Source organism: Zobellia roscoffensis, assembly GCF_015330165.1.
Classification (GTDB): Bacteria; Bacteroidota; Bacteroidia; order Flavobacteriales; family Flavobacteriaceae; genus Zobellia; species Zobellia roscoffensis.
On the sequence record NZ_JADDXT010000002.1, the window covers coordinates 4,207,346 to 4,229,439 of the forward strand.

At 35.7% G+C, this 22,094-nt stretch carries 14 protein-coding genes; 5 read left to right on the forward strand and 9 right to left on the reverse strand.

All coding sequences use genetic code 11. From position 1 onward, the window contains the following. The first annotated feature begins 45 nt into the window (after nt 1–45). Nucleotides 46–1,374, forward strand: coding sequence for a serine hydrolase domain-containing protein (locus IWC72_RS17090; RefSeq protein ID WP_194530621.1), 1,329 nt, complete (start codon nt 46–48; stop codon nt 1,372–1,374). Between the two features lie 278 nt (nt 1,375–1,652). Here IWC72_RS17090 and IWC72_RS17095 read toward each other — a convergent pair whose 3' ends face one another. Next, a complete protein-coding gene (locus IWC72_RS17095; protein WP_194530622.1) occupies nt 1,653–2,495 on the reverse strand; it encodes a 1,4-dihydroxy-2-naphthoyl-CoA synthase in 843 nt (280 codons plus the stop codon). A 325-nt stretch (nt 2,496–2,820) separates the two neighbouring features. On the opposite strand from IWC72_RS17095, the gene IWC72_RS17100 reads away from it, so the two are divergent. Beyond that, nucleotides 2,821–5,433: a PAS domain-containing sensor histidine kinase gene (locus IWC72_RS17100; protein WP_194530623.1), complete on the forward strand. Its 2,613-nt coding sequence runs from the start codon at nt 2,821–2,823 to the stop codon at nt 5,431–5,433. 6 nt (nt 5,434–5,439) lie between these two features. Beyond that, entirely contained in the window at nt 5,440–5,850 is a 411-nt protein-coding gene (locus IWC72_RS17105; RefSeq protein ID WP_194527394.1) for a response regulator, read from the forward strand. Nucleotides 5,851–6,375: 525 nt separating this feature from the next. Here the strand turns inward: IWC72_RS17105 and IWC72_RS17110 are convergent. From IWC72_RS17110 to IWC72_RS17125, 4 genes are all read right to left on the reverse strand, one after another. Continuing rightward, complete coding sequence (locus IWC72_RS17110; protein ID WP_317171417.1) at nt 6,376–7,620, reverse strand: glycosyltransferase; 1,245 nt, start codon at nt 7,618–7,620, stop codon at nt 6,376–6,378. Between the two features lie 60 nt (nt 7,621–7,680). After that, on the reverse strand, nt 7,681–9,192 hold the full coding sequence (locus tag IWC72_RS17115) for a DEAD/DEAH box helicase (RefSeq protein WP_194530624.1): 1,512 nt from the start codon (nt 9,190–9,192) through the stop codon (nt 7,681–7,683). 195 nt (nt 9,193–9,387) lie between these two features. Further along, on the reverse strand, nt 9,388–10,317 hold the full coding sequence (locus tag IWC72_RS17120; protein ID WP_194530625.1) for a 2-hydroxyacid dehydrogenase: 930 nt from the start codon (nt 10,315–10,317) through the stop codon (nt 9,388–9,390). A 1-nt stretch (nt 10,318) separates the two neighbouring features. Continuing rightward, nucleotides 10,319–10,828 (reverse strand): DUF6155 family protein, encoded by a 510-nt coding sequence (locus IWC72_RS17125; protein ID WP_194527397.1) that lies wholly within the window; start codon nt 10,826–10,828, stop codon nt 10,319–10,321. Between the two features lie 170 nt (nt 10,829–10,998). Here IWC72_RS17125 and IWC72_RS17130 point away from each other — a divergent pair, with 170 nt between their 5' ends. Next, entirely contained in the window at nt 10,999–11,862 is an 864-nt protein-coding gene (locus IWC72_RS17130) for a sigma-70 family RNA polymerase sigma factor (protein WP_194527398.1), read from the forward strand. Nucleotides 11,863–12,726: 864 nt separating this feature from the next. Beyond that, nucleotides 12,727–14,025 carry a PI-PLC domain-containing protein gene (locus IWC72_RS17135; RefSeq protein WP_194530626.1) on the forward strand — a complete coding sequence of 433 codons (1,299 nt, stop codon included), beginning with the start codon at nt 12,727–12,729 and terminating at the stop codon, nt 14,023–14,025. An 11-nt stretch (nt 14,026–14,036) separates the two neighbouring features. On the opposite strand, the gene IWC72_RS17140 is transcribed toward IWC72_RS17135, so the two are convergent. Genes IWC72_RS17140 through IWC72_RS17155 form a run of 4 tightly spaced genes read right to left on the reverse strand, consistent with a single transcriptional unit; the run spans nt 14,037 to nt 22,093 of the window. Then, nucleotides 14,037–15,341, reverse strand: a complete 1,305-nt coding sequence (locus IWC72_RS17140) for a YaiO family outer membrane beta-barrel protein (protein ID WP_194530627.1) — start codon at nt 15,339–15,341, stop codon at nt 14,037–14,039. Then, nucleotides 15,338–17,725, reverse strand: a complete 2,388-nt coding sequence (locus IWC72_RS17145) for an LTA synthase family protein (protein WP_194530628.1) — start codon at nt 17,723–17,725, stop codon at nt 15,338–15,340. The genes IWC72_RS17140 and IWC72_RS17145 overlap by 4 nt, the downstream gene beginning before the upstream one ends. Before the next feature lie 8 nt (nt 17,726–17,733). After that, the gene (locus IWC72_RS17150) at nt 17,734–19,110 is read right to left on the reverse strand and encodes a glycosyltransferase family 2 protein (protein ID WP_394370101.1); all 1,377 of its coding nucleotides are present in this window, start codon (nt 19,108–19,110) and stop codon (nt 17,734–17,736) included. Nucleotides 19,111–19,156: 46 nt separating this feature from the next. Beyond that, on the reverse strand, nt 19,157–22,093 hold the full coding sequence (locus tag IWC72_RS17155) for a HEAT repeat domain-containing protein (protein ID WP_194530630.1): 2,937 nt from the start codon (nt 22,091–22,093) through the stop codon (nt 19,157–19,159). Between the last annotated feature and the right edge of the window lies 1 nt (nt 22,094).

Here is a 22,094-nt window from a genome sequence, read left to right on the forward strand (position 1 = left end):
ACGCATCTTTTGGTGCATATTTCATTTTCAAACCCCACCATTTACATGAAAATCCTCAAACGCATACTTTTAATTTTATTCGTAATTATAACAGTGGCAGTGTATTTTAATTTCCCCAAACTAAATTTCATATCCGGCTATGCTTCAAAAAATATGGCTTCTACTGTTTTTATAACAGATCGTAGCGCCAAGTCTATTGAATTGAATGATAATGATGTGCCTCTCATAAATCTTGCCGATGTTGAGACCGACGGCAAAAGTGCATCTGCCTCTGTATTTGGACTTATGGAGCGAAAAGCAATATGTCACGAGGGACTGGGCTGCACTTTGGTAAACAAGGATTATGACCCAAATGTTACGATGCCCGTTCCACAGCGTGTTAAAAATGAAAATAATTTGGTTTTCCCATATGGGGATAAAGAAGCCAAAGACACCGTTTTTAGCAATGTGGATTATGATATACTAAAAAAGGGAATCAATAGTGCTTTTACCAATAATGAAGTTCAAAAGACACGAACCGTTTTAGTCGCCCATAAAAACCATATTATTGGCGAAAAGTATTTGGATGGTTTCACTAAGGACACCCCTATTCTAGGATGGAGTATGACCAAAAGCGTACTCGCTACTTTGTATGGAATCCTAGAATACCAAGGTAAAATAGATTTGAACGAACCTGTAATTTTAGAAGGCTGGGAGAAAGACAGTAGAAAAAAAATCACCTTGAACCACCTGTTACGTATGCAAAGTGGTCTAGCTTGGGATGAGGATTATACTTCTATTTCTGATGTGACGCGAATGCTTTTTATGGATGCCGATATGACCAATTCTCAGGCCAAAAAAGAAGCTATAGCACCACCAACTGAAGTCTGGAACTATTCTTCGGGAACCTCAAACTTATTATCTGGCATTTTAAGAAAACGATTTAAATCTCACCAAGACTACATTAACTACCCGTATGAAGCCCTAATCGATAAAATAGGAATGAGTAGTATGCTCATTGAAACCGATATGAAAGGGAATTTTGTGGGTTCCTCTTATGCTTGGGCCACAACAAGGGATTGGGCTAAATTCGGCCTTTTATATCTTAACAAAGGAAATTGGAACGGAGAACAACTTTTTGACGAATCTTGGGTTGACTATGTTTCGGAACCAACTTTACATTCCGATGGTACTTACGGTGGTCATTTTTGGCTAAATGCTAACGGGAAATACCCAGATGTACCTAGAGACCTATATTCTGCTAATGGTTACCAAGGGCAACGTGTTTTTATAATTCCCTCTAAAGATTTAGTGGTAGTACGAACCGGACTTGCCGAAGCTCCTGATTTTGACATCAACTTATTTTTGAAAAATATACTTGCGGCAATAAAATAACTACACTATTTCAGGCTCACGAAATACGTAAGAAAAAGCTTAACATACTTTTATTGTAATTACACAACAATTCCACCTTGCTACGCAACAATAGTTATGTAGTAAAGGAGGTTCATGGTAAATTTACAGTGTAGTAAAAAACAAGAAGTAAATTTTTTCATTTTCATATAGTGTTCTCGATGAAAGAGCCTTTTCCGGACAGGGAAGGCTTTTTCTGGTTTTAAGAGGGTTCATCTCCTCTCTTACCAATCTCCAATAAAAAAATACATTCCTAAGTATCAAGGAATATATTTATTCTTGCCAAAATTAGGTTTACGCTTTTCCAAAAATGCATTTCTACCTTCTTTTGCTTCTTCGGTACCATAAGCCAGACGTGTAGCTTCACCTGCAAATACCTGTTGCCCCACCATACCATCATCTGTTAAGTTCATAGCAAACTTTAGCATTTTTATAGATGTAGGTGATTTTTCAAGAATTTCCTGTGCCCACTCGTACGCAGTATCCTCCAATTCATCATGGGGGATTACGGCATTTACCATTCCCATTTCATAAGCTTCTTGCGCAGAATAGTTTCGTCCTAAAAAAAAGATTTCCCGAGCTTTTTTCTGACCCACCATTTTTGCCAAATAAGCCGAACCATAACCACCATCAAAACTGGTTACATCTGCATCCGTTTGTTTAAAAATAGCGTGTTCCTTACTTGCTAAAGTCAGGTCACAAACCACGTGCAGACTATGCCCTCCACCAACAGCCCAGCCTGGCACTACTGCAATAACTGCTTTGGGCATAAAACGTATTTGACGCTGTACTTCAAGAATATTTAAACGGTGCATCCCATCTTCGCCAACATAACCTTGATCACCCCTAGCCTTTTGATCTCCACCGCTACAAAAAGAATATATGCCATCTTTAGTAGAAGGACCTTCTGCAGAGAGTAAAACTACGCCAATAGAAGTGTCTTCTTGAGCATCATAAAAGGCCTGATAAAGCTCACTCGTAGTTTTAGGCCGGAATGCATTACGCACATTTGGACGGTTAAAGGCTATACGAGCTACGCCATTGCTCTTTTTATAGGTGATATCTTCAAATTCTTTGGCTGTTTTCCAATCTGGTTTTTGCATGATCATAGTTTAAGCGTTGCAAAGTAAAGCAATTTGAAAAAAACAAACTCTACACTGCTTGAAGTATGAGAAAATAAAGTTTAGATAGATGAATACAATTAAAAATTCAACTCACAAGTAGTCTAAAAGTAGGAACTACATGGAAGTAATAAATTTTTAAACATAGAACAAACACCGAATAATCCAATTAATTAGCCATATCGAGTTAGTTCTAATTCCAAAATTCACAACATTTAAGTAGGAATAAATAAATTTTTGGTAAGTTATAGAAGATAAAATTAGAAGTTTTTTTCCTGTTAATTAAAACTTAAACTATCTTAGTTACATGAGTATTGAAAATCACCAACTCTATAACACAGATATTGCAGTCGCAGATTTGAACGCTATTGCACGGATAGGTTATTGGAAATTCAATATTAAAACACAAGAATTTCAGCTTGATAAGGTTACCTATGAAATTTTAGAACTACCTCATGGTACCCCTCATAAAAAAAAAGGAGTTGCTTTTTTCCAGGATAAATTACAATCCATAAAACAACTAATAACCACCTCCTTAAAAGAAAATATCCCATTAAATAATGTATTAAAGTTAAGTTCTATTGATACAAGTGATATTTGGGTGCTTTTAATAGGTAAACGCAACTCAGAACACAAAGGTAATATAGAAATATCCGGATTGCTACAAGATATTACGGATAGGAAAAAATCTGAAAATGAATTATCTAGAAAGAATGAACTACTAGATTTTACAGAGAATAAAGCAGGCTTAGGACATTGGAAGTGGGACTTGACCATGAATTTAATTACATGTTCAGAAAACATATCTAGGATAATTGGCACTCCTATTGGCACTCCGGTTACCATTCAAAAATTAACGGAAGGGATACACCCTGAAGATTTAGAATATGCACTACAGCATTTAAAAAATTCAGTAAAAAATAAATTCTTTAAAACTCTTTTCCACCGATTTATTCTTAATAATGGTTCAGAGCGAGTAATTCAAGTTTTAGGAGAACCCATTTTTGATGATACCGATGAGCTGACGGGTTTTATGTGCAGCTCTCAAGATGTTACTGCCCGTAAATACTTTGAGAATGAGCTTCTTAAAAAAAATCAACTATTCTTAGTTGCACAGAAAAAAATAAAATTTGGATACTGGCAATGGGACCACAAGACTAATTTAGTCAATTGTTCCGAAAACATGTCTCGTTTTCTTAACATTGAGGAAAATACCAAATTCCCTTTAAACATCCTCTTAAAAGATGTACATCCTGAAGATATAGATTATGTACATGCGTGTTTAAATGAAACCGTAAAAACAAAACTTTTTATAGCCTTTTCGCATAGAATTGTTAGAAACGATGCTATTAGATATATAAAAGTAAATGGAAAAGTAAATACGGATAAAAACGGAAATGTTTTAGATGTTTTAGGAATTTCGCAAGATGTCACGGATCAGAAAGCTGTTGAAAATAAGCTCTTAAGCAAAAATCAGCTCTTAACGTTTGCAGAACAAATATCAAAAATTGGTCATTGGCAGTGGAACCTAATTACCAATACCATAGATTGGTCCCCTAATTTATATCGCATTTTTGAGCTTGATGTAAATTTAAAAATTGAATTTCAAACTTATTTCCATTATATACATCCGGATGACAGAGATAATGTAATGGCTAAAATCAATAAACTTCGGGAAACCAAAACTCATGAAAGTGTCACACACCGCATAATATTAGCCAACGGAAACATCAAAACAATATATTTATCTGCTACTGTTACCAATATAGAGTCTGGTGGTGTTATCGAAATGGTAGGCACCCTGCAAGATGTGAGCGAACACCGCGCAGAAGAAATCAAATTTAAAGGCCTTTTAGAATCTGCACCCAATGCAACTCTAATTATTGGGAAGGGCAATATTATCCAGATGATTAATAAAGAAGCCGTAAACTTATTTGGCTATACTTCTGAAGAACTTGTAGGAAAGTCTCTTAATCTTCTTATACCTTCTAGGTTTGACGAAAAACGAAAACCAGCGAGAAAAAAATTTCAAAAAAACCCTAAAGTGCTAAAGCTAGATTTAGGAGAGGATTTTTACATGATAGACAAATCTGGTAAGGAAATCCCAGTTGAAGCAACACTTGGCCCACTACAAAACAAGGGAGGGCTACTTATATCTATGGCCATACGCAATATTACAGACGAAAAGCTTTATCAATATAAAATTTTAAATGCTAAAGAAGAACTAGAACTCCTAACCAAAGAGCTTACCGATCAAAATCATCAACTTGCAGATTTCACCCAAATTACCTCTCACAACTTACGTGCACCGGTCAGCAACCTAAACTCTCTTTTAGAGATTTATAAAATAATGGATGACGAAGAAGACCGCAAAGAGTTATTTTTAAAATTTGAGACTGTAATCAGTCATTTAACTTCTACACTTAATACATTAATTGAAGCATTAAACGCTAAAAATAATACCGCTATTGATCGTCGTGAAGTTTCATTTAGCAGTACTTTAATTAAAACTGAAGAAATATTTACGGCTGAAATTTTAAGTACCAAAGCTGTAATTAAAAGTGATTTTTCGGAGGTTGACTCTATATTTTACCATAAGATCTATTTAGAGAGCATTTTTCAAAATTTAGTGGGAAATGCACTAAAATATAAATCTGACGATCGTACTCCGGAAATAGAAATTTTTTCAAAAATTGATAAAAACAAGGTAACCCTATGCTTTAAAGACAATGGTTTAGGAATAGACTTAAAAAGACATGGTCATAAAGTTTTTGGGTTAAATAAAGTTTTCCATAACCATCCTGAAGCAAAAGGGATTGGTTTATTTATGACAAAAACCCAAATTGAAGCTATGGGTGGCAAAATAGTAGTAGAGAGTAAGGTCAATGAAGGCACTACTTTTAGTATTCATTTTAATTAAAAAATTATGAAAAACCCCTTTCACCTTTGTATTGTTGATGACGATGATATTTATAGGTTTACAATTATTCAATCTGTAAAATTTTTAAAGATAGAACACACAACTTCTGTATTTCGTAATGGAGAAGAAGCACTCAACTACATCTTAGAAAACCAGAATAACCCTGATGCTCTCCCCCATCTTATCCTTTTGGATATTGACATGCCTATTATGGACGGGTTTCAATTCTTAGAAGCATACAAGAATATTGAGTCTACTATAAGCAAACAGATTCCTATTTATATGGTTTCCTCATCCGTGGACCCAGAAGATATAGAAAGAGCCAAAAGCTACTCATCTGTTGTAGACTATTTATCCAAGCCCTTAAAAAGCAACAAGCTTAAATCACTAATTGAAGAAACACTAGCATGTAAATAATATATTAATTTATAAATTGATTCAACTTTTATTAACTGCCTAAAGATTAAACATACACCTATTCCCCTCTATTATACAATAGTTTCAAATTCATTGTAAATGAGTAAGAAAAAAATACTTTAAGTACCAATGCCATGAATAGTATTCATGGCATCTTAAAAATTGGTGCTTGGAAAATTAAATGTAGATACAGGGGTTTACGATATAGATAGCGCTGTGAGTAAATACTGTGATGCCTTAGACTAAATTAACAAGAGGAGAGAAAACGCCTGTTGACACACCTAATAAAACCCTAATCAAAACTGCAGATGGATTAAAAGCTTTAATAGAATTTGGAACACACTTTAATTATGAACCGAAGTTCTTCATAATCACCCAGAAACTACAAGGGTTGTATTCTTTATGACAAAGACCCAACTTAAAGCTGTGAGCAGAGAAATAAAAGTGTCTAATAAAGTAAACGAAGGTGCTACTTTTAGTATCCTTTTTGATTAAAACCTATGCTGCAATTTCACCTTGTTAAAATCATTCTTGTTTATTCTTCACCTCTATCCATTTTGAAAGATACTTTGTACTCTGCATGGTTTGATGCTGCAATAAACTCCCAATAAAATTTTGTTGACGGTGCATCTCTAAGTTTTGTAGTAAGTTTTCTAATACTATAGAAAAATGTTTGCTCAGTTCTTTTCTGCTGTACAGTTGATTAATTAGGTCCACACCATTGTGTTGCGCATCATGCCAATACTTCTCATTGGTATACAATTCTATGCTCTCATGAGCAAAATCAATGGCAGTTTCGGTAATGACTCCACTCCATGGTAAACCTTCATGCATTCCTTCCGCACCTATGCCCGTAGTAATACTTGGTGTGCCGTTTTGCATAGCTAAAGTAAGTTTTCCCTTAATACCCGCACCAAAACGCAGCGGAGCAAGATTTACTCGTGAATTCTCTAATACTTTATTTGCATCTTTAGCCCATCCCTTAATTAGAAAACCTATTTCTGGTTTGTGCAGCTCCTTCACTTTTTGTGGCATGTACGCTCCATAAACGGCAACCTGAGCATCTGGTAAAGCCTTTCTAATTAGAGGCCAAATTTCTTGATACAACCATATTACGGCATCAACATTTGGTGCATGTTTTCCATTCCCAATACACACAAAATTTAATCGATCCTTAAAACTAGTCCAATTCCTTTGGTTCTCCATTTGTATTTCTTCCAAAAGGAACGGCAAATGTAAAAGTAAATTAGAGTCTAGTTTAACTTCTTTGACCAACAATTGAATCTCAAAGGTTGAAACCATCAATGACAAATCGCAACGAAGTATACTTGCTATTTCACGTTTTGCACTATCATCCTTCAACCAAGACTGAACTGAAAAAGGAACTCCTTTTTTAAGAGACGTTTCCCTAACTTTTCTAAGAGAATGCAAATCTTCAGTATCTAATATTCTAATAGCATTAGGCACATTTTCAGAAACGCGCCATCCAAATTGTTCTTCGGTCAAAAATCGGTCAAACAGAACAATGCTAGGGTTTAATTCTTTAATAAAAGAATCAAAACCCGAATCGTTCAAAGTAATAGACCTTGATTCTATTTGAAGTGCATTAAGATCTAAAGAAAGTTCTGATTTTGACGCGGTACTAGTAAAAACGATACGGTACCCCTCCGCTTTAAAAAAGAGAAGAAGTTGAAGCATTCGGTTTCCCGCCGCAGTAGAAGCCGGTTCTGGCCAAGTAAAACCGATAACTAATAGTACACTCTCCTTCACTTTGCCCTACTTAAGAACTTAGGTTAGCTAATACAACACTTCTTATATCCCTTAAGGAAACTACATCTTGGCAGCAAACATACGAGAAATACTTGAACGCAATTTACGCTCATAATCCTCCTCTAACCATTCTTTGTAATTCTTGGTATTGTTCATAATACAATACGAATATTGACGTACCCTATACTTGATCTCTTCCTTGAGTTCTTTTGCTAAAATACGCGCATCAAAAACATCTTCGGAATTTTCTACACAGATTTGGGCATGTTGATCAATACTTCGTTCAAGCACTATTTTAGACCTTAGACCTTGAGCAAAAACCTTTTTATACTCTTCCTTTATATTGAACTCAATGTTCGTTGAATCTTTGAACTTTTCACGAAGTGCCGAGGGCATTTCATAAACGAATTCTTTCTCTATTTCCTCATCATTCTTGATATTTTCAAGATAGAAATCTGGGAAATGGAAAATCTCTTGCCAATCAATTGGAGCATCCCAAAGACCAAAACGAGCTACGTTGTTTCCTAAATCTACAACCGTAAATTCACTCTTATTCTCTAAAATACGAGACCCACGACCAATCATCTGAAAATACAGCGTAAGCGAACGTGTAGCCCTGTTCAAAATAATAGTTTCTACAGATGGTTCATCAAAACCCGTAGTAAGAATACTAACCGAAGTTAAAATAGCATCTGGTGTATTGGAAAACCACTCTAAAATTTCTTTACGTTCAGAAGAGGTATTTTTATTGTCTAGATGACGCACATTATAACCAGCCTTCTTAAACGTTTCATACACATAACGGGAGGTATTGATACCATTGTTAAATATTAACGTTTTTGTACCCTCAGCTATTTCTTTGTATGCCGATAGTAGCTTACCCAACATACTTTGGTTGCTATACAGCTCATCTGATGATTTAACGGTATAATCCCCACTAATACCCAATTTGAGACTTTGCAGACTTACATCATAATTGTACATATTTCCCTTGGCCAAGAAATTTCTCTTGATCAAAGCACCTATGGATTCCCCCACGATCAACTTTTGATAGTTGTCTTTCATGGGTAGTTTTATATTGGAACTCAAAGGTGTTGCGGTAACTCCTAAAATCGTAGATTTTTTAAAAAACTTAAATAGCTTTCTAAACGAATTGTAATGGGCTTCATCTATAATAACCAAGCCTATGTCATTTATCTCTACTTTCTCTTCTTGCAGCCTATTGTTAAGGGTTTCTACCATGGCTACAAAGCACATGAACTCATCTTGATCGGTAAGTTCCTTTACCTCACTATTAATGATCTTATTCTTAACACCAAAGCTTTTTAGCATTCTAGATGTCTGTGTACTTAGCTCTATACGGTGTGTAAGTACAACCACTTTTTTACCCGTTTTCTCAATATAACGACGGGCAATCTCAGAAAAAACAACCGTTTTTCCGCCTCCCGTAGGTAATTGATAGAGTAAATTTCCTTTCTCTTCAGGATCTTCAAGATGCTTAAAAATGGTATTCAGATCTTCAATCTGATAGTCGTACAGCTGCTTTTCGGTAGTATTTTTTTTTAACTCCAAGTAGGGTCTAAAATTTAGTGTTCAATTATTGTAAGTAGGTGGGGTACCCCAAAATCTCAATTTCACAAAATTAAAGGAAATTTGTACTTATTTGAAATTTATTCGAGTTAAATCGATAAAAAGGCAAAATAAAAGCTTCTCACCTCCCTAAAAACGCGAGTGATTTTCATCTATTTAAAATAGAAAAATAATTCTTTAATACCCTTTATCCATCACCACTTCATTTAATAAAGAACTACCTTTCTGAAGTCTATCATAATTTTCTAAAATTTGGGGAACTACCGAATTCGTATCAGAAACACTAGCGTAATGAGGTGTCATCTGAATTTTTTCATGGTTCCAAAACGGATGTTCTTTTGGTAAAGGTTCTTGATGGTATACATCTAATCCCGCGCCGGACAAATGATCGTTATTCAGCATTTCTAACAAATCCGCATCAACTAAATGACCACCCCGAGCCACATTAATTACAAAAGCTCCTTTTGGCAGTTGTTCAAAAACCTTCCTGTTCAAAATACCAGAAGTAGCATCCGTAAGAGGTAAAAGGCATACCAAAATCTGGGTTGTCTCAAGAAAATTTGAAAAGCCAGCATCACCTACAAAACAATTAATACCGTCAATATCTTTCTTTGAGTTTGCCCAACCTTGAACCCTAAAACCGAATTTTACCAAATCCGTTCCCAATTCTTTGCCTAGCGCTCCCAAACCCATAATACCCACATTAAAATCTGAAATACGATGGTATTGCACAGGTTGCCAAATACCCTTTGTCTGATTAATTCTGTAACGATCTAAATTTTTAAGATGACCTAAGATGACAGCCAAAACATGCTCACTCATATCTTTTGCCAACATATCATCTACCACCCGTGTTATGGGTAGGTTTTTAGGTGCCGACTCATCTTCAAAAATGAAGTCTACCCCTGCCCCACTTGATGCTATCAATTTTAAATTAGGATAATGAGCCAATGCACCGTTTGGGTGTTTCCAAACCAGGGCCATTTCTATTTTTTCCTTGGGATGCTCTTCTTGGTAGCTATACACTTCCAAATCTGGTTGCTGCTCTAAAAGGGCTTTTTTCCAAAGTTCAATTTTATCGTCTTGTCTAATAATTACTATTGCCATATTAATCTATGATATCCAAGGCTCGGGAAAATCCTTCGCCAAATTGCCAATTTTGTTCTTGTGTTATGGTATAAATCTTTACGATACGCTCTTTATATTCTCCCAATAGGCCATTTACCGAAACAAACTGCACAGCTTCAGTAAATGAATTCATCATACTTTTATAAAAGGAATCCGGTATGTTGCGGTCCTTTTCAAATATTTGGGCAATCTCTAAGTTGTACAACATAACATCTGCCGTAAGATGTGGATCTACCCCTAGTTTTTTAAAGTGCTTTATGAACTTTTGCGCCACGGACCGTCTGGCCCTGGGCCTTTTTCTCCTCACAGGAAAATACTCGTTACTAATTTTTGTTTTCGCTTCTTGAACAAGCTTGTCTTCTTTTGGGTTAAAGATGAAGTTATAATACTCCTTTACCTCTGGAAAACGATCATAAAGATCTAAAAGCTGTTCTTCAATAGCTTCTTTATCAATTTCTGAAAGGTATTTTTTCAGCTTTCGCTTGCTCATTTTACTTTATTTATCTTCAAAAATAACGGAACAACGAGAATCCGCCTACATTCGTACTTAAAATCTTAAACTTCTCATAAATTTTGTATAAGAATACTGACATCTCTTTGGAAAATCGATAATAAAAATGTATACTGTACTCTTGTAGTAATCCTAAACATACTAGATATATGAGGCAACTAAAGATTATCAAGCAAGTTACGAATCGTGAATCAAAATCATTGGATAAGTACTTGCAAGATATCAGTAAAATTGATCTGATCAATGCGTCTGAGGAAGTAGAACTCGCACAAAGAATACGAGCTGGGGACCAAGTAGCCCTAGAAAAATTAACTACAGCTAACTTACGCTTTGTGGTCTCCGTGGCCAAACAATATCAAAATCAAGGTTTAAAGTTACCCGATTTAATAAACGAAGGTAACCTTGGACTTGTAAAAGCCGCTAAACGTTTTGATGAAACACGTGGTTTTAAATTTATATCCTATGCCGTTTGGTGGATTCGCCAATCGATTCTTCAGGCTCTTGCCGAGCAGTCTCGTGTTGTACGTTTGCCATTGAACAAAATTGGTTCTATTAATAAGATTAAAAAAACATTTTCTTATTTAGAGCAAGCACATGAAAGACCACCTTCTGCTGAGGAAATAGCCAAAGAGCTAGAAATGACGGTTAGCGAGGTAAAGCAATCAATGAAAAACTCTGGAAGGCATGTATCTATGGATGCTCCTCTTAGAGAAGGTGAAGATTCCAACCTTTATGATGTACTTCGTAGTGGTGAGTCTCCAAAGCCTGATAAGATTTTAATGCAACAGTCTTTGAATACAGAGATTAACCGTGCTCTAGAGACCTTATCTCCAAGAGAAGCGGATGTGGTTAAATTGTATTACGGAATAGGTGATCAACAATCTATGACTTTGGCCGAAATTGGGCAGACTTTTGATCTCACCAGAGAGAGAGTTCGTCAAATTCGTGAAAAAGCTATTAGAAAGTTACGTCACAATTCAAGAAGTAAACTATTGAAAACCTATTTAGGCTAAGCCCTAAAAAACATTGTACGTAAAAAAGCCCTAACGATTCTTCGTTAGGGCTTTTTTTGAACAACTAATTTTCACTAAATAACTAAGAAAAATTTAATTTATTAATTTCTTCACTGTTTAGAATTTCATTTAAATTTTCAATAAAATTCATGTAAGCCGCATTGTCTGGGTTTTGATTTGCCATAGTTGTAGGTATTAAAAGTTGATGGATTTGGGATCCTGATTACATATAATCTAATTCTACTAATTCGTTTAAACTTAGGATTTCATTTAAGTCTTGAAGGAATGATAGGTATTCTTCTCCGTAGGTATCGTAAAGCATAATCTTGTATAGGTTAAGTTAATATTTTGATTTGGTGTCTCAATTATTATGATGTAAACTTATTCAATAAGACCACCTTCAACAACAAAATGTGGTGTAACGAATGAAAAATGTTGTAAAACCTGTTAATCATGTAAAAATGCCCTTTTATTGAACAAAACAGGTGTGTTATTCATCGTAAAAATGATACATTTAATCTATTAACCTCTGTTTATCAAATATTTACCGTTCTTTAAGCCCAATGTTTATAGGTAGTACTGGATAATTGCAGCCTCAAATCTACAATCTATACTACATTGTGCTAGTACTCTTAGTCGCTTATTTTTCAAAAAATTATCAACTATAGAAATTTTCACTTCAAAACATTATTTTCTAAAATCTACCAACTCTTTTTAGTAGAACAGGCCAATATCAACCACACTAAGAACATACCGCAATAAGCAAGCAATCCAAAACGTTACTATCTTATAGACTAATGTTTATAGAATTGCCTTCTATACCCCATATTATATGTGTCTTGAAAATTATTTTTACCAGTTACAATGAAAAATAAAGCAAAAATTGCCGGCTTACTATTTATATACACTAGCCTCTGTATGGGGTCGTCTGAAACTGGTTGTATGGAAACCGGTTCTACTCCACTTTCGCCATCCCTAACAGTAAACCAAACAATCCTAACCTTAAATAGCCATAGCTTTAACGCCAAACAAAAAAGTAGTTTTACGGTTGGCGGTCAAACCGAACATATTGAAAGGGGTCTCACGGTAATTCATTTTAACTCATCGGACACTTTTGAGTTTAAAACCTATGACACCTACTCTAACCCAGAAGAACTGGATAAACTTATGTCCGTATTAAAACAGTTACAATCCCACAAAGCTACTTTCGCCATTCTCGCCCATGATTCTGCTGTAAACGGTGAATTAAAAACCTCAACTGAATTAACACAGATGGGTTTTCAAAAACTAGGAGCCTTAAAAGGTCGCCAAGCATACATCATGCATAATTTTAATGGTATAATTACGGAAGAGGTTAACGATAGTTCTGTCATGATTTCTGAAAATGTTCCAGACATATCTAAAGATGCCCAAATCTATTTTCCTCGTGTCACTTATGATTTTGAACCAAATAATAATCGGTATATAGCTCATGCTGGTGGAGAAATAGACGGAGTTAAATCTACCAATACCAAGAACGCACTTGATGAAAATTATAAAAAAGGGTTTCGCCTTTTTGAACTAGATATTATTGAAACATCTGATGGAAAGTTAGTAGCAGCACACGACTGGGCCATGTGGGCACGATTCACGGATTATCCTGGGGAATTACCTCCCTCCCATTCAGAATTCATGAAACATAAAATTTATGGAGCATACACCACACTAGATCTAAAAGGAATAAATTCTTGGTTTAAAGCCCACCCAGATGCTACATTGGTTACTGACAAAGTAAATAACCCCATAGATTTTGCAAATCAATTTATAGATAAAGACAGGTTACTCATGGAGCTTTTTAGTCCTATGGCTGTAGAAGATGCTTCTCAACAGGGCATCCATGCAATGATTTCACAAGAGCCACTACTAAAGATAAAAGGAGATAAATTACAATGGTTGACTATCAATAATGTAAAGCACGTAGCGCTATCGCGTAGAATATTGTCCGCCCAAAAAAAGTTGATGCTTCAGTTGAGAGATAATGGAATTAAGGTATATGTATATAATGTAAACTTTGATCCAGGAAAAGATGAAACCTATGTACAAGAGAATGAAATAGGGTTAGTTTATGGTATGTATGCCGATAAATGGGTATTTGATGCAATCACAATAAAGGACAGTAAATAAACAGCCTCAAATTAGAATTTCACCTCATAGGTAATTCCCGCTGAAACTCCGTAAAAGAAAGTGCCTGAAGCAAATGCCAATTCCTGTCTGGTAGCACCCACGTTGGCTCTATAAATATTTGGATTGTTCTTACCTGTAAATTGATACTCCAGACTTAAACGTTGTGATTCTACGTATAAAAGAGTTTCCGCCAAAAGCTCATCGCCCGAAGTCAATTGTCTCAATTCTGGCGAATACCCCATGCCTACATTTAATCCAAGATAATTCTCGGCATCTTTTAAATATTTACGAACCAACAAGTTACCTGAGAAACGGGTAAGGTTATCCGGCATTGGCGTAATATACGAACGAAGAGAAAAATAATAGTTCCCCCTATAATGCCCTAACGAGTTTGTAATGACGGATACATTGGTGTTATCATAACTGATATATCTACCCCCTGCAGAGAACTCAATAGCACCTGGAAGGTTGGCATACAAATCTCCACCAAACTTGTGTTTAGGGTAAATTGAAGCGTTTGAGAAACCATAGTTTAGATAAGCGTAAAACCGTTTTGAGAATTTTGGATAAAAATCCAGATCATACTGCACCCCATTCGTCTGTAAACGATTACTATAATTTATTCTAGGAATAAGAGTTCCTGCCAAGGTCTGTCTATTATATGAAATACTGGAATAAAACATTGGGTCATACCTGGTATCATATATAGTCGCGGAGTTCCTTACTGCTACCCTATTTTTAAAAACGTCTTCTGCAACCGGAGTTTTCGCCGCCAGAGTATCAATAGCTTCCGGTTTTTTCTCTTTAGCAATGGCTACTTCAACTTGTTCTTTTGGAACCACCGAGTCATTACTATTGAACCAGCCAATCTCTGAATATTCATTGTTTTTAAAATCCTCTTCGGCAATACTTTTGAGTCTTTCTACCTCAACATCACTTTTAAGATACACTAAAGCCTTATTTGCCAAGCCCATTGCTGTAGCATTATTTCTAGCGTAAAGTTCATTTTTTATAGCGGCTATCCATACTTTTCTATCGTTCCTTTCTGAAGATATTATAGTATTAAATTCATCTCTAGCCTTATCATATTCTCCGTTCCAACTATACGTACTGGCCAACAAAGCACGTGCACCAGTATCTTTGGAGTCCGGTTTCACCAATTGGGCCAACATCGCATTTGCAGACCTATAATCACCTTCATAAGCTAAGTCACGAGCTTCATCAAAACTAACATCGTTAAGAACAACATCCTGACCTCTAGTCCATAGGCTTAGGAAAATGCATAACAGAAATAGATATATAGTTTGGCTACTCATTCTATTTCAAACGTATTTATGGCGGTCTCCGTATTGGAATTTCTAATTTTTTCTATGGATGCAGCAATTCTCTTCTTTTGTGCCTGCCTCTTGGCCCTATCTATTTTGTCCTTAATTTCATGGGCACTTGAGCTATTCTCCTGAACCAACTTTACTAACTCCAAGCCTTCTTTAGAACGTTCCGACCAAAAATAAACATCAAATAAAGCGGAATATGAATCTATATAATTAGGATTCATTTTAACACACGCCTTTAATATTTTAATGGACTCATCATAGTTGCCCATCCACACATTGACTCTACCCATTAAAACCTTGGTATCTATATGACTTGGAGCTTCCGAAAGAATATAACGACTAAGTAAAAGTGATTTTTCATATTCGCGCTCAAAGGCCAGTTCCCGTGCAATCATATAAACCTTATCAAAATTTTGACCGTTGTAAACACTGTTTATCCATACAATTTCCGAGTCTGTGAATTTTTCTTTTTTCACCGAAAATATGGCCAAACTATCTGGAATTATTTTGTCATTATTTGTCACGTAAGCATTTATAGATTTAAAAGCTTGCAACTTTTTCTCACTATTGGAGCTGCTAAAAGAGGATCCTAAATCCATATTCTCGTCCAAAGAGTAAATAGATCCATCAGAATAAAGTTTCTCTGCGTCCACAAATTCTTTTAGCTCATTTTTATTTCGCATTAGCGGAATGTTCTTGACAGATCGAAAATCTTCGGACATATCCAACGCACTGCCCATCCAAGCTACTTTTTTAGGCATTTTCAACTCATATTTAGCTTCCATGAGTGCCAATAAAGTTGGCGTAACATCAAAATGAGAATTGACCGCACTCATTTTTTTAGTTTTCTTTAAAAGCGGACTATACATAATAAGAGGCACATGAAAACGGCTAAGGTTATTACGCTGTGGTATGGGAATCAACCTGTGGTCTCCGGTGATAATAAATATGGTGTTGTCATAGTTCGGTTGTCTTCGGTATTCTTCAAATGCATATTTTAAGGCATCATCAGTATATAACAACGTAGCGAACACATTATCATTTTTCTCAATAACCTTCTCTATCTTTCCACTATAATCCCCTTCTGATAGTAATTTGGCAACCTTAGCCTCATAATAATCTTGCTTGGGCGGAATAAACGGTTCGTGAGTACTAATGGTCATATAGACCTCCATACGTGGCTGTTCCGCTGTACGAGGCAAACTCATACTCTTTTTAAAAAGCTCCCTGTCCGGATAGCCCCATGAAGCACCTGCTGCATCTTCTGCCTGCATTTGGTATTTACTACCAAAACCCGATTTGTCTAAAACAAAATCTACATTTTCACTGGTTAGAAATCGATCTACATTATCAAAAGAACTATTGGTTCCTTGATAAAAAGAGGTGTGATACCCATTGTTCTTTAAAATACTAAACAAAGTGAGCTTGTTAGGGTATTTTTCCAACTCCATAAATCCGCTTTTACCAAAAGGCAATGATCCTAACAAGGATGGAAGCACACCAAAAGTACGCCCGGTATTACTTAAACAGTTTTCCCAATACAATGATTTAGTAGTAAGCGAATCTAAAAAAGGGGTAAAGCCACCATACTCCGCTCCTTCTCCAACAAAATCTCTCCCAAGCCCTTCTACCATTAAAAAGACGATATTGGGTTTCTGCTCTTTAAGTTCAAAATACTCTCCTAAAACATTCTGTATTGGTTTTGCTTTGATTAAAGGGAATTCAACATCTGAATTATATGAAGTATCTTCCGTAGAGGTATCATAAAGGTTGAGCGCTAGGTATTGCGTTTTATTGTGATTAATGGGTTTACCCTCAATAAAAAGCGTGGCAATGAACATACTAAACAAAATGATAGTAAACGGGTACATTCTACTAATATGGTGGTAATGTTTAGAGGAAATTTTGTACAACCCAAAGAACATAGCCACTATAATGACAAACCCCAAGGGCAACACCCATGAGATTCCCCCAGAATTAGCAATTGTCATTTTAATATCACTAAAACTATAGCCTAATAAATCCGAGCCTAATGGTACCAATGCCGTACAGAAATAACTAATAAGCATAGCTTCTACGATTAATAGAACCAGAAGTAACACAAACACCAAGTTGAAACCATAACGTGGTCTCAGGTTTTCCCAAAAATTGAATGGAAATGCTAAAATCACCCCAACCAAAGAGGTAAACCCAATTTGGTGGACTACAGCAATAAAGAAGCTGGTTCCAAAAATAATATCTACAACGCCTTTAAAATACAAAGTGGTGTATTGGTATATAGTAAGCACCAGAAGACTACCAAAGAAAGAAATCATCAATCTCGTGTAGTGCTTTAAAGAGTACCTGTCTATTGTACTTGTATTCATCTATAATTTTATGTGGCTTTAGCGAAGCCTTTTCGTACCTGAGATCCCCATCCCGATTTAATTTTGAATAGTTTCTTATAATTACCTCTTACTGCTGACCATACTACGATAGGGTGAAAAAATATGGGCTCTATAACAGCGCAAAGCATAAGCGTTAAAATATCTTTTGTTTTTTTGTATTCATTGTAGCTATACACATCCCATAGAATGGCATAGAACGAAAACATAATTGAAAACAAATACACCATTGCCGTAATGGCTATAAAAAAGTCCCAATTTAAAATTCCCAGATATGTAAAAAGTATAATGGTAAAGAATCCGAAAAACTCCAACAACGGAGCCAACCATTCATAAAAAAACCAATATGGATAACTCAGTAAGCCCAGACGCCCATACTTAGAATTAAAAAACATGTCTTTATGCTTAAATAAAGTCTCTAAGTTCCCTCTAGCCCATCTATCTCTTTGGTTCACCAGAATTTTTAAATCCTCCGGAACTTCCGTCCAACACAGCGGATCAGGAATATATTCAATGGTATACGGTTCTTTACGATCATGCATATACCTTCTCATCTTAAAGACAATTTCCATGTCCTCGCCTACCGTACCTGTATCATAACCGCCAACAGCTAATGCAATTTCTCTATCAAAAAACCCAAAAGCTCCTGAAATAATTAGGAGGCTATCTATACTTCCCCAGGCCATTCTTCCTAAAATAAAAGAACGCGTGTATTCTAATAATTGAAAGCGCGCGAGCCAATTGGTTGGTAATCGTATTTCTTCTAATTGCCCGCCTTCTATCACACAGGAATTAGCTACACGAATCACTCCGCCTACTGCTATTACCCGTTTTTCCGAACGTTGGTAGAAGGATTTCACCACATGTAACAATGCGTCTGGCAATAGAAGACAATCTACATCTATACACCCCACATAACGGTTTGTAGATAGTGCCATGCCTGTATTTAAGGCATCGGATTTTCCTCCATTTTCTTTATCTATGACTGTGAGCTTTGCAAACGCCCTATGGGGAGATTTGTAAACACCACGAATAGGTTTGTTTTTCCAATTAGGGTCAATCTTTTGTTCAATTTTAACCAGATCATACGCATCTATCATCTTTTTAAGCGTATCATCCTTACTACCGTCGTTAACCACCATTACTTCATAATTTACGTAACGCAGTGACATGAGTGAGCGAATGTTCTCTACAATGGTCAAACCCTCATTGTAAGCAGGTGCTATAATGGTAATACTGGGAGATAAAGGCGAAGCCATTACTTTTGAAAGGCTGCCAAAACTATTTTTTTTTCGGTAATGGATAGAGTTTCGGGTAGATAGATACCCCATTATGGTAAATAAAGTAAATAATATAACTGTAAACATCAAAAAAACGATGTTTATGTAATCTAAAAGGATATTGAAAAAAGTACTATCCATTTAATTTACCAATGAATTTTCTTGGAAAATCTATAATTGTGGTCAAAAAGGAACCCTCGTTAGGAGGTACATCTGTTGATTCAACGTTAATGTTCAATGTTTTTTGGTCATACTTTTTATCAAGCACCTGGGTGTCATCTAATTCAAAATCAAAACCAACAACTTCCTGACCTTCGTAGTTGTTCCCTTCATTCGTTGGTATGTGCTTAACCTTTTTAGATTTTGACCCTGTAAATGGCTCTAAAATGGACAAATCAATAGGTAACTCCTCTATAGGTTTAGGTAGTAGGTCTTTTTCAAACTCAGCTTTTCTTGAAACTTTTTCAACCAAACTCTTCAGGGCTTCCTGTGCCTTCTTTCTAATTTTAAGATTAGGATCTTCTAATAATCCATCTAAAAAATCGATTTCTTTTTCATCTCCTACTGAAACAATTTCATCTAAGAGAACCAGTTTGGACTCAGTATCTATATTCTTAAACAAATCTGCAAACACACTAAATACGGGCATTTCTATCTCTGATGATTCTTTTGGTTTGCTTTTAACGTTTTTAAGTGAGGTTTCAAAATATGAAAACTGCTCAATAAGACTATGAATACGATCTTTTACAAAATTTTCTGTTTCTTCTGCCAAAAGTTCCTGCAACAAAGGGATTTCACGATGATCACCCATTTCCTCTAAATCATCTAAAAGCCCCATCATATACGCTTCATGCTCGTTGTAATAAATAGGCTCAGGAATTAACTCTAAAAGTGGGTTGGGTAATTCTTTGGATGAAACTACTTCGTATTCCAATTCAATCTCCCTAAGTTCATTCTCTGCCATCAACCAAGACATTACATCTTCAGTATCATTTATTGCCGTTTCATGAGAATTAGAATTAGCAGCCTCTTCATGGATTTCATCATTTTCTACGGGCATTACATCTTCCGTACTTTCAAAATCAATCTCAAAATCAGATAATGTAAAACCATCAAGACTATTTGAACTTTCAGATATCTCCTCTTCTGAAATAACCTCAGACATATCTTGCTCTACCACTACTTCACTATCCATAACAATAGGTAAGAAATTGAGCTCGCTAATTTCATTTACAAATTCATGCAGTTCTTCTGTACCTTTTTCAACCGAAGTATCATCAATATTAGCGCCGTTGTTAGTTTTAAGTTCGTCAATCTCTAATTTATGATCATCAATTACTATGGGTAGAAAATCAATTTTAGAAATGTCAAACATAGGTTCCTCTGGTAAAGCTTCCTTTTGAATATCTGAAGCCACTTCTTCATATTCAACTTCAATACATCTAACATCAAGATTATTGTTTTCTGAATCGCCCATGGGTCGGTATTTTATAGTTGGTTGGTTAGGGTATACTGGATTGTCAATTACAACAGGTAAAAAGTCTAGTTGTAATGAAGAATCTGAAAAATTTTCAATTTGTATGTTTTCTGTTTTTGATAAAAACCCAGTCACTGTAATTGGATCTATAACTATTATCTCCGTTATTTCAACAAATTCTATTTGGTCTTCTTCTTTTACATACCCATATTTTTCCTCGGATAAGATGGTCTCCACCGCATAGATTTCATCAGAACTTAAACTAATTTCTTGCTCTGCTGTGGCTTCTTTCTTTACATCAGCAATACCATCTTCTATTGCATCTACTAATTCTTCTTTAACTGTAGCTTCTGCTGTTTTAACTTCAAGCAACTCTTCTTGAACACCCTCTTCCTTTTGCCCCTCTTCAATTACAGAAACAATCACAGCCTTTTCCTCAGTAGGAACAGGCAACGAGTTTATAACATCAGTATCTTGCAACGCCTCACTTTCTTCAATATCTGCTGAATAAGCTTTTGGTTTTTCCAACCCTTCGGATGGCATAACAGTCTCCGGAGAAATTGTATTAATTGCTGCCAAAGCCTTGCTAGATACAGAGAAGTTATTTTCTTTCCTCGCTACATTTTTAAGGAAATTAATATCATCAACGCTTCCCAATTCAGAAATAGCCCCTAACACCGCAATCTTACCATCTGTATTACATTTTTTAAAAATGTCCTTGAGTGTTGGTATCGCCTCAACCACATAAAACTCTTTAATACAGCTGATAGCCTCTTCTCTTATTTGGTAATTCTTGTGTTTAATCAGCTCTATAAGCGAAGAATTGGCATCATTCTGATTGTAATATTTAATGAGCCTAAGAGCGAATAGCACTACATGTTTATTCTTAGAGGTCAACCACATTCTGAACCTAGGTGGCTCATAATTCTCTTGGTTCCTAAGTACATCAAGCAGTTTTAACTGCTGCCATTCAGATATTTTGTAACGTGTAGTATCCAAAAAATAGTTGATTCCTTCTGGCTTTAGGGTAACCGTTGCAATTTCTGCCTGCTTCCTTATAGTTGCCGTCTTATGGTTAATGAACTTGGTTATGAAGCCATAAGCCGTTACCACCTGCATTTGGGTAAGCTCTAAAATTCCTTTTGAGATAATTTCCCAACGCCAGCTTTTCAATTTTTTGAATGCTTCTTTTTGAAGCCCTAAATCTTGATAAAGGCTAAAAAGTCGGAGTTGTGTATCTCCCGAAACATCCTTTCTCAAATCTAAAAGCACTTCTACTAAAACTTTTCTATTGAAATTATCCTTAAGGAGTTCTCTTATTTCAATCTTTAAGGAGATATAGTTAGATTTTTCTCCCTTATCCGCATCTTCTTCATAGAACAAAAACTCACTAATCATTGGTGAGAGTTCCTTCTTGCGCTGCCTGGTGCGTGCTGCCGTTGCAGATATCTTATTTCTAAAAAAGAAAACCGAAACGAAATACACCACAGCTAGAACAACGAACACAATAGATAAACCCCACAGAATGTCTGTGTTTATTTTTGGTGCCGTAATAAGCGCCACACCATAATATGTGTTAAAGGTTTCTAACAAA

Excerpts from the sequence above, each read along its gene's own strand:
- IWC72_RS17105 (WP_194527394.1), top strand. The coding sequence starts at position 5,440 with ATGAAAAACCCCTTTCACCTTTGTATTGTTGATGACGATGATATTTAT.
- IWC72_RS17130 (WP_194527398.1), top strand. The coding sequence starts at position 10,999 with ATGAGGCAACTAAAGATTATCAAGCAAGTTACGAATCGTGAATCAAAA.
- IWC72_RS17095 (WP_194530622.1), bottom strand. The coding sequence starts at position 2,495 with ATGCAAAAACCAGATTGGAAAACAGCCAAAGAATTTGAAGATATCACC.
- IWC72_RS17135 (WP_194530626.1), top strand. The coding sequence starts at position 12,727 with ATGAAAAATAAAGCAAAAATTGCCGGCTTACTATTTATATACACTAGC.
- IWC72_RS17140 (WP_194530627.1), bottom strand. The coding sequence starts at position 15,341 with ATGAGTAGCCAAACTATATATCTATTTCTGTTATGCATTTTCCTAAGC.
- IWC72_RS17100 (WP_194530623.1), top strand. The coding sequence starts at position 2,821 with ATGAGTATTGAAAATCACCAACTCTATAACACAGATATTGCAGTCGCA.
- IWC72_RS17145 (WP_194530628.1), bottom strand. The coding sequence starts at position 17,725 with ATGAATACAAGTACAATAGACAGGTACTCTTTAAAGCACTACACGAGA.
- IWC72_RS17120 (WP_194530625.1), bottom strand. The coding sequence starts at position 10,317 with ATGGCAATAGTAATTATTAGACAAGACGATAAAATTGAACTTTGGAAA.
- IWC72_RS17090 (WP_194530621.1), top strand. The coding sequence starts at position 46 with ATGAAAATCCTCAAACGCATACTTTTAATTTTATTCGTAATTATAACA.
- IWC72_RS17125 (WP_194527397.1), bottom strand. The coding sequence starts at position 10,828 with ATGAGCAAGCGAAAGCTGAAAAAATACCTTTCAGAAATTGATAAAGAA.
- IWC72_RS17150 (WP_394370101.1), bottom strand. The coding sequence starts at position 19,110 with ATGTTTACAGTTATATTATTTACTTTATTTACCATAATGGGGTATCTA.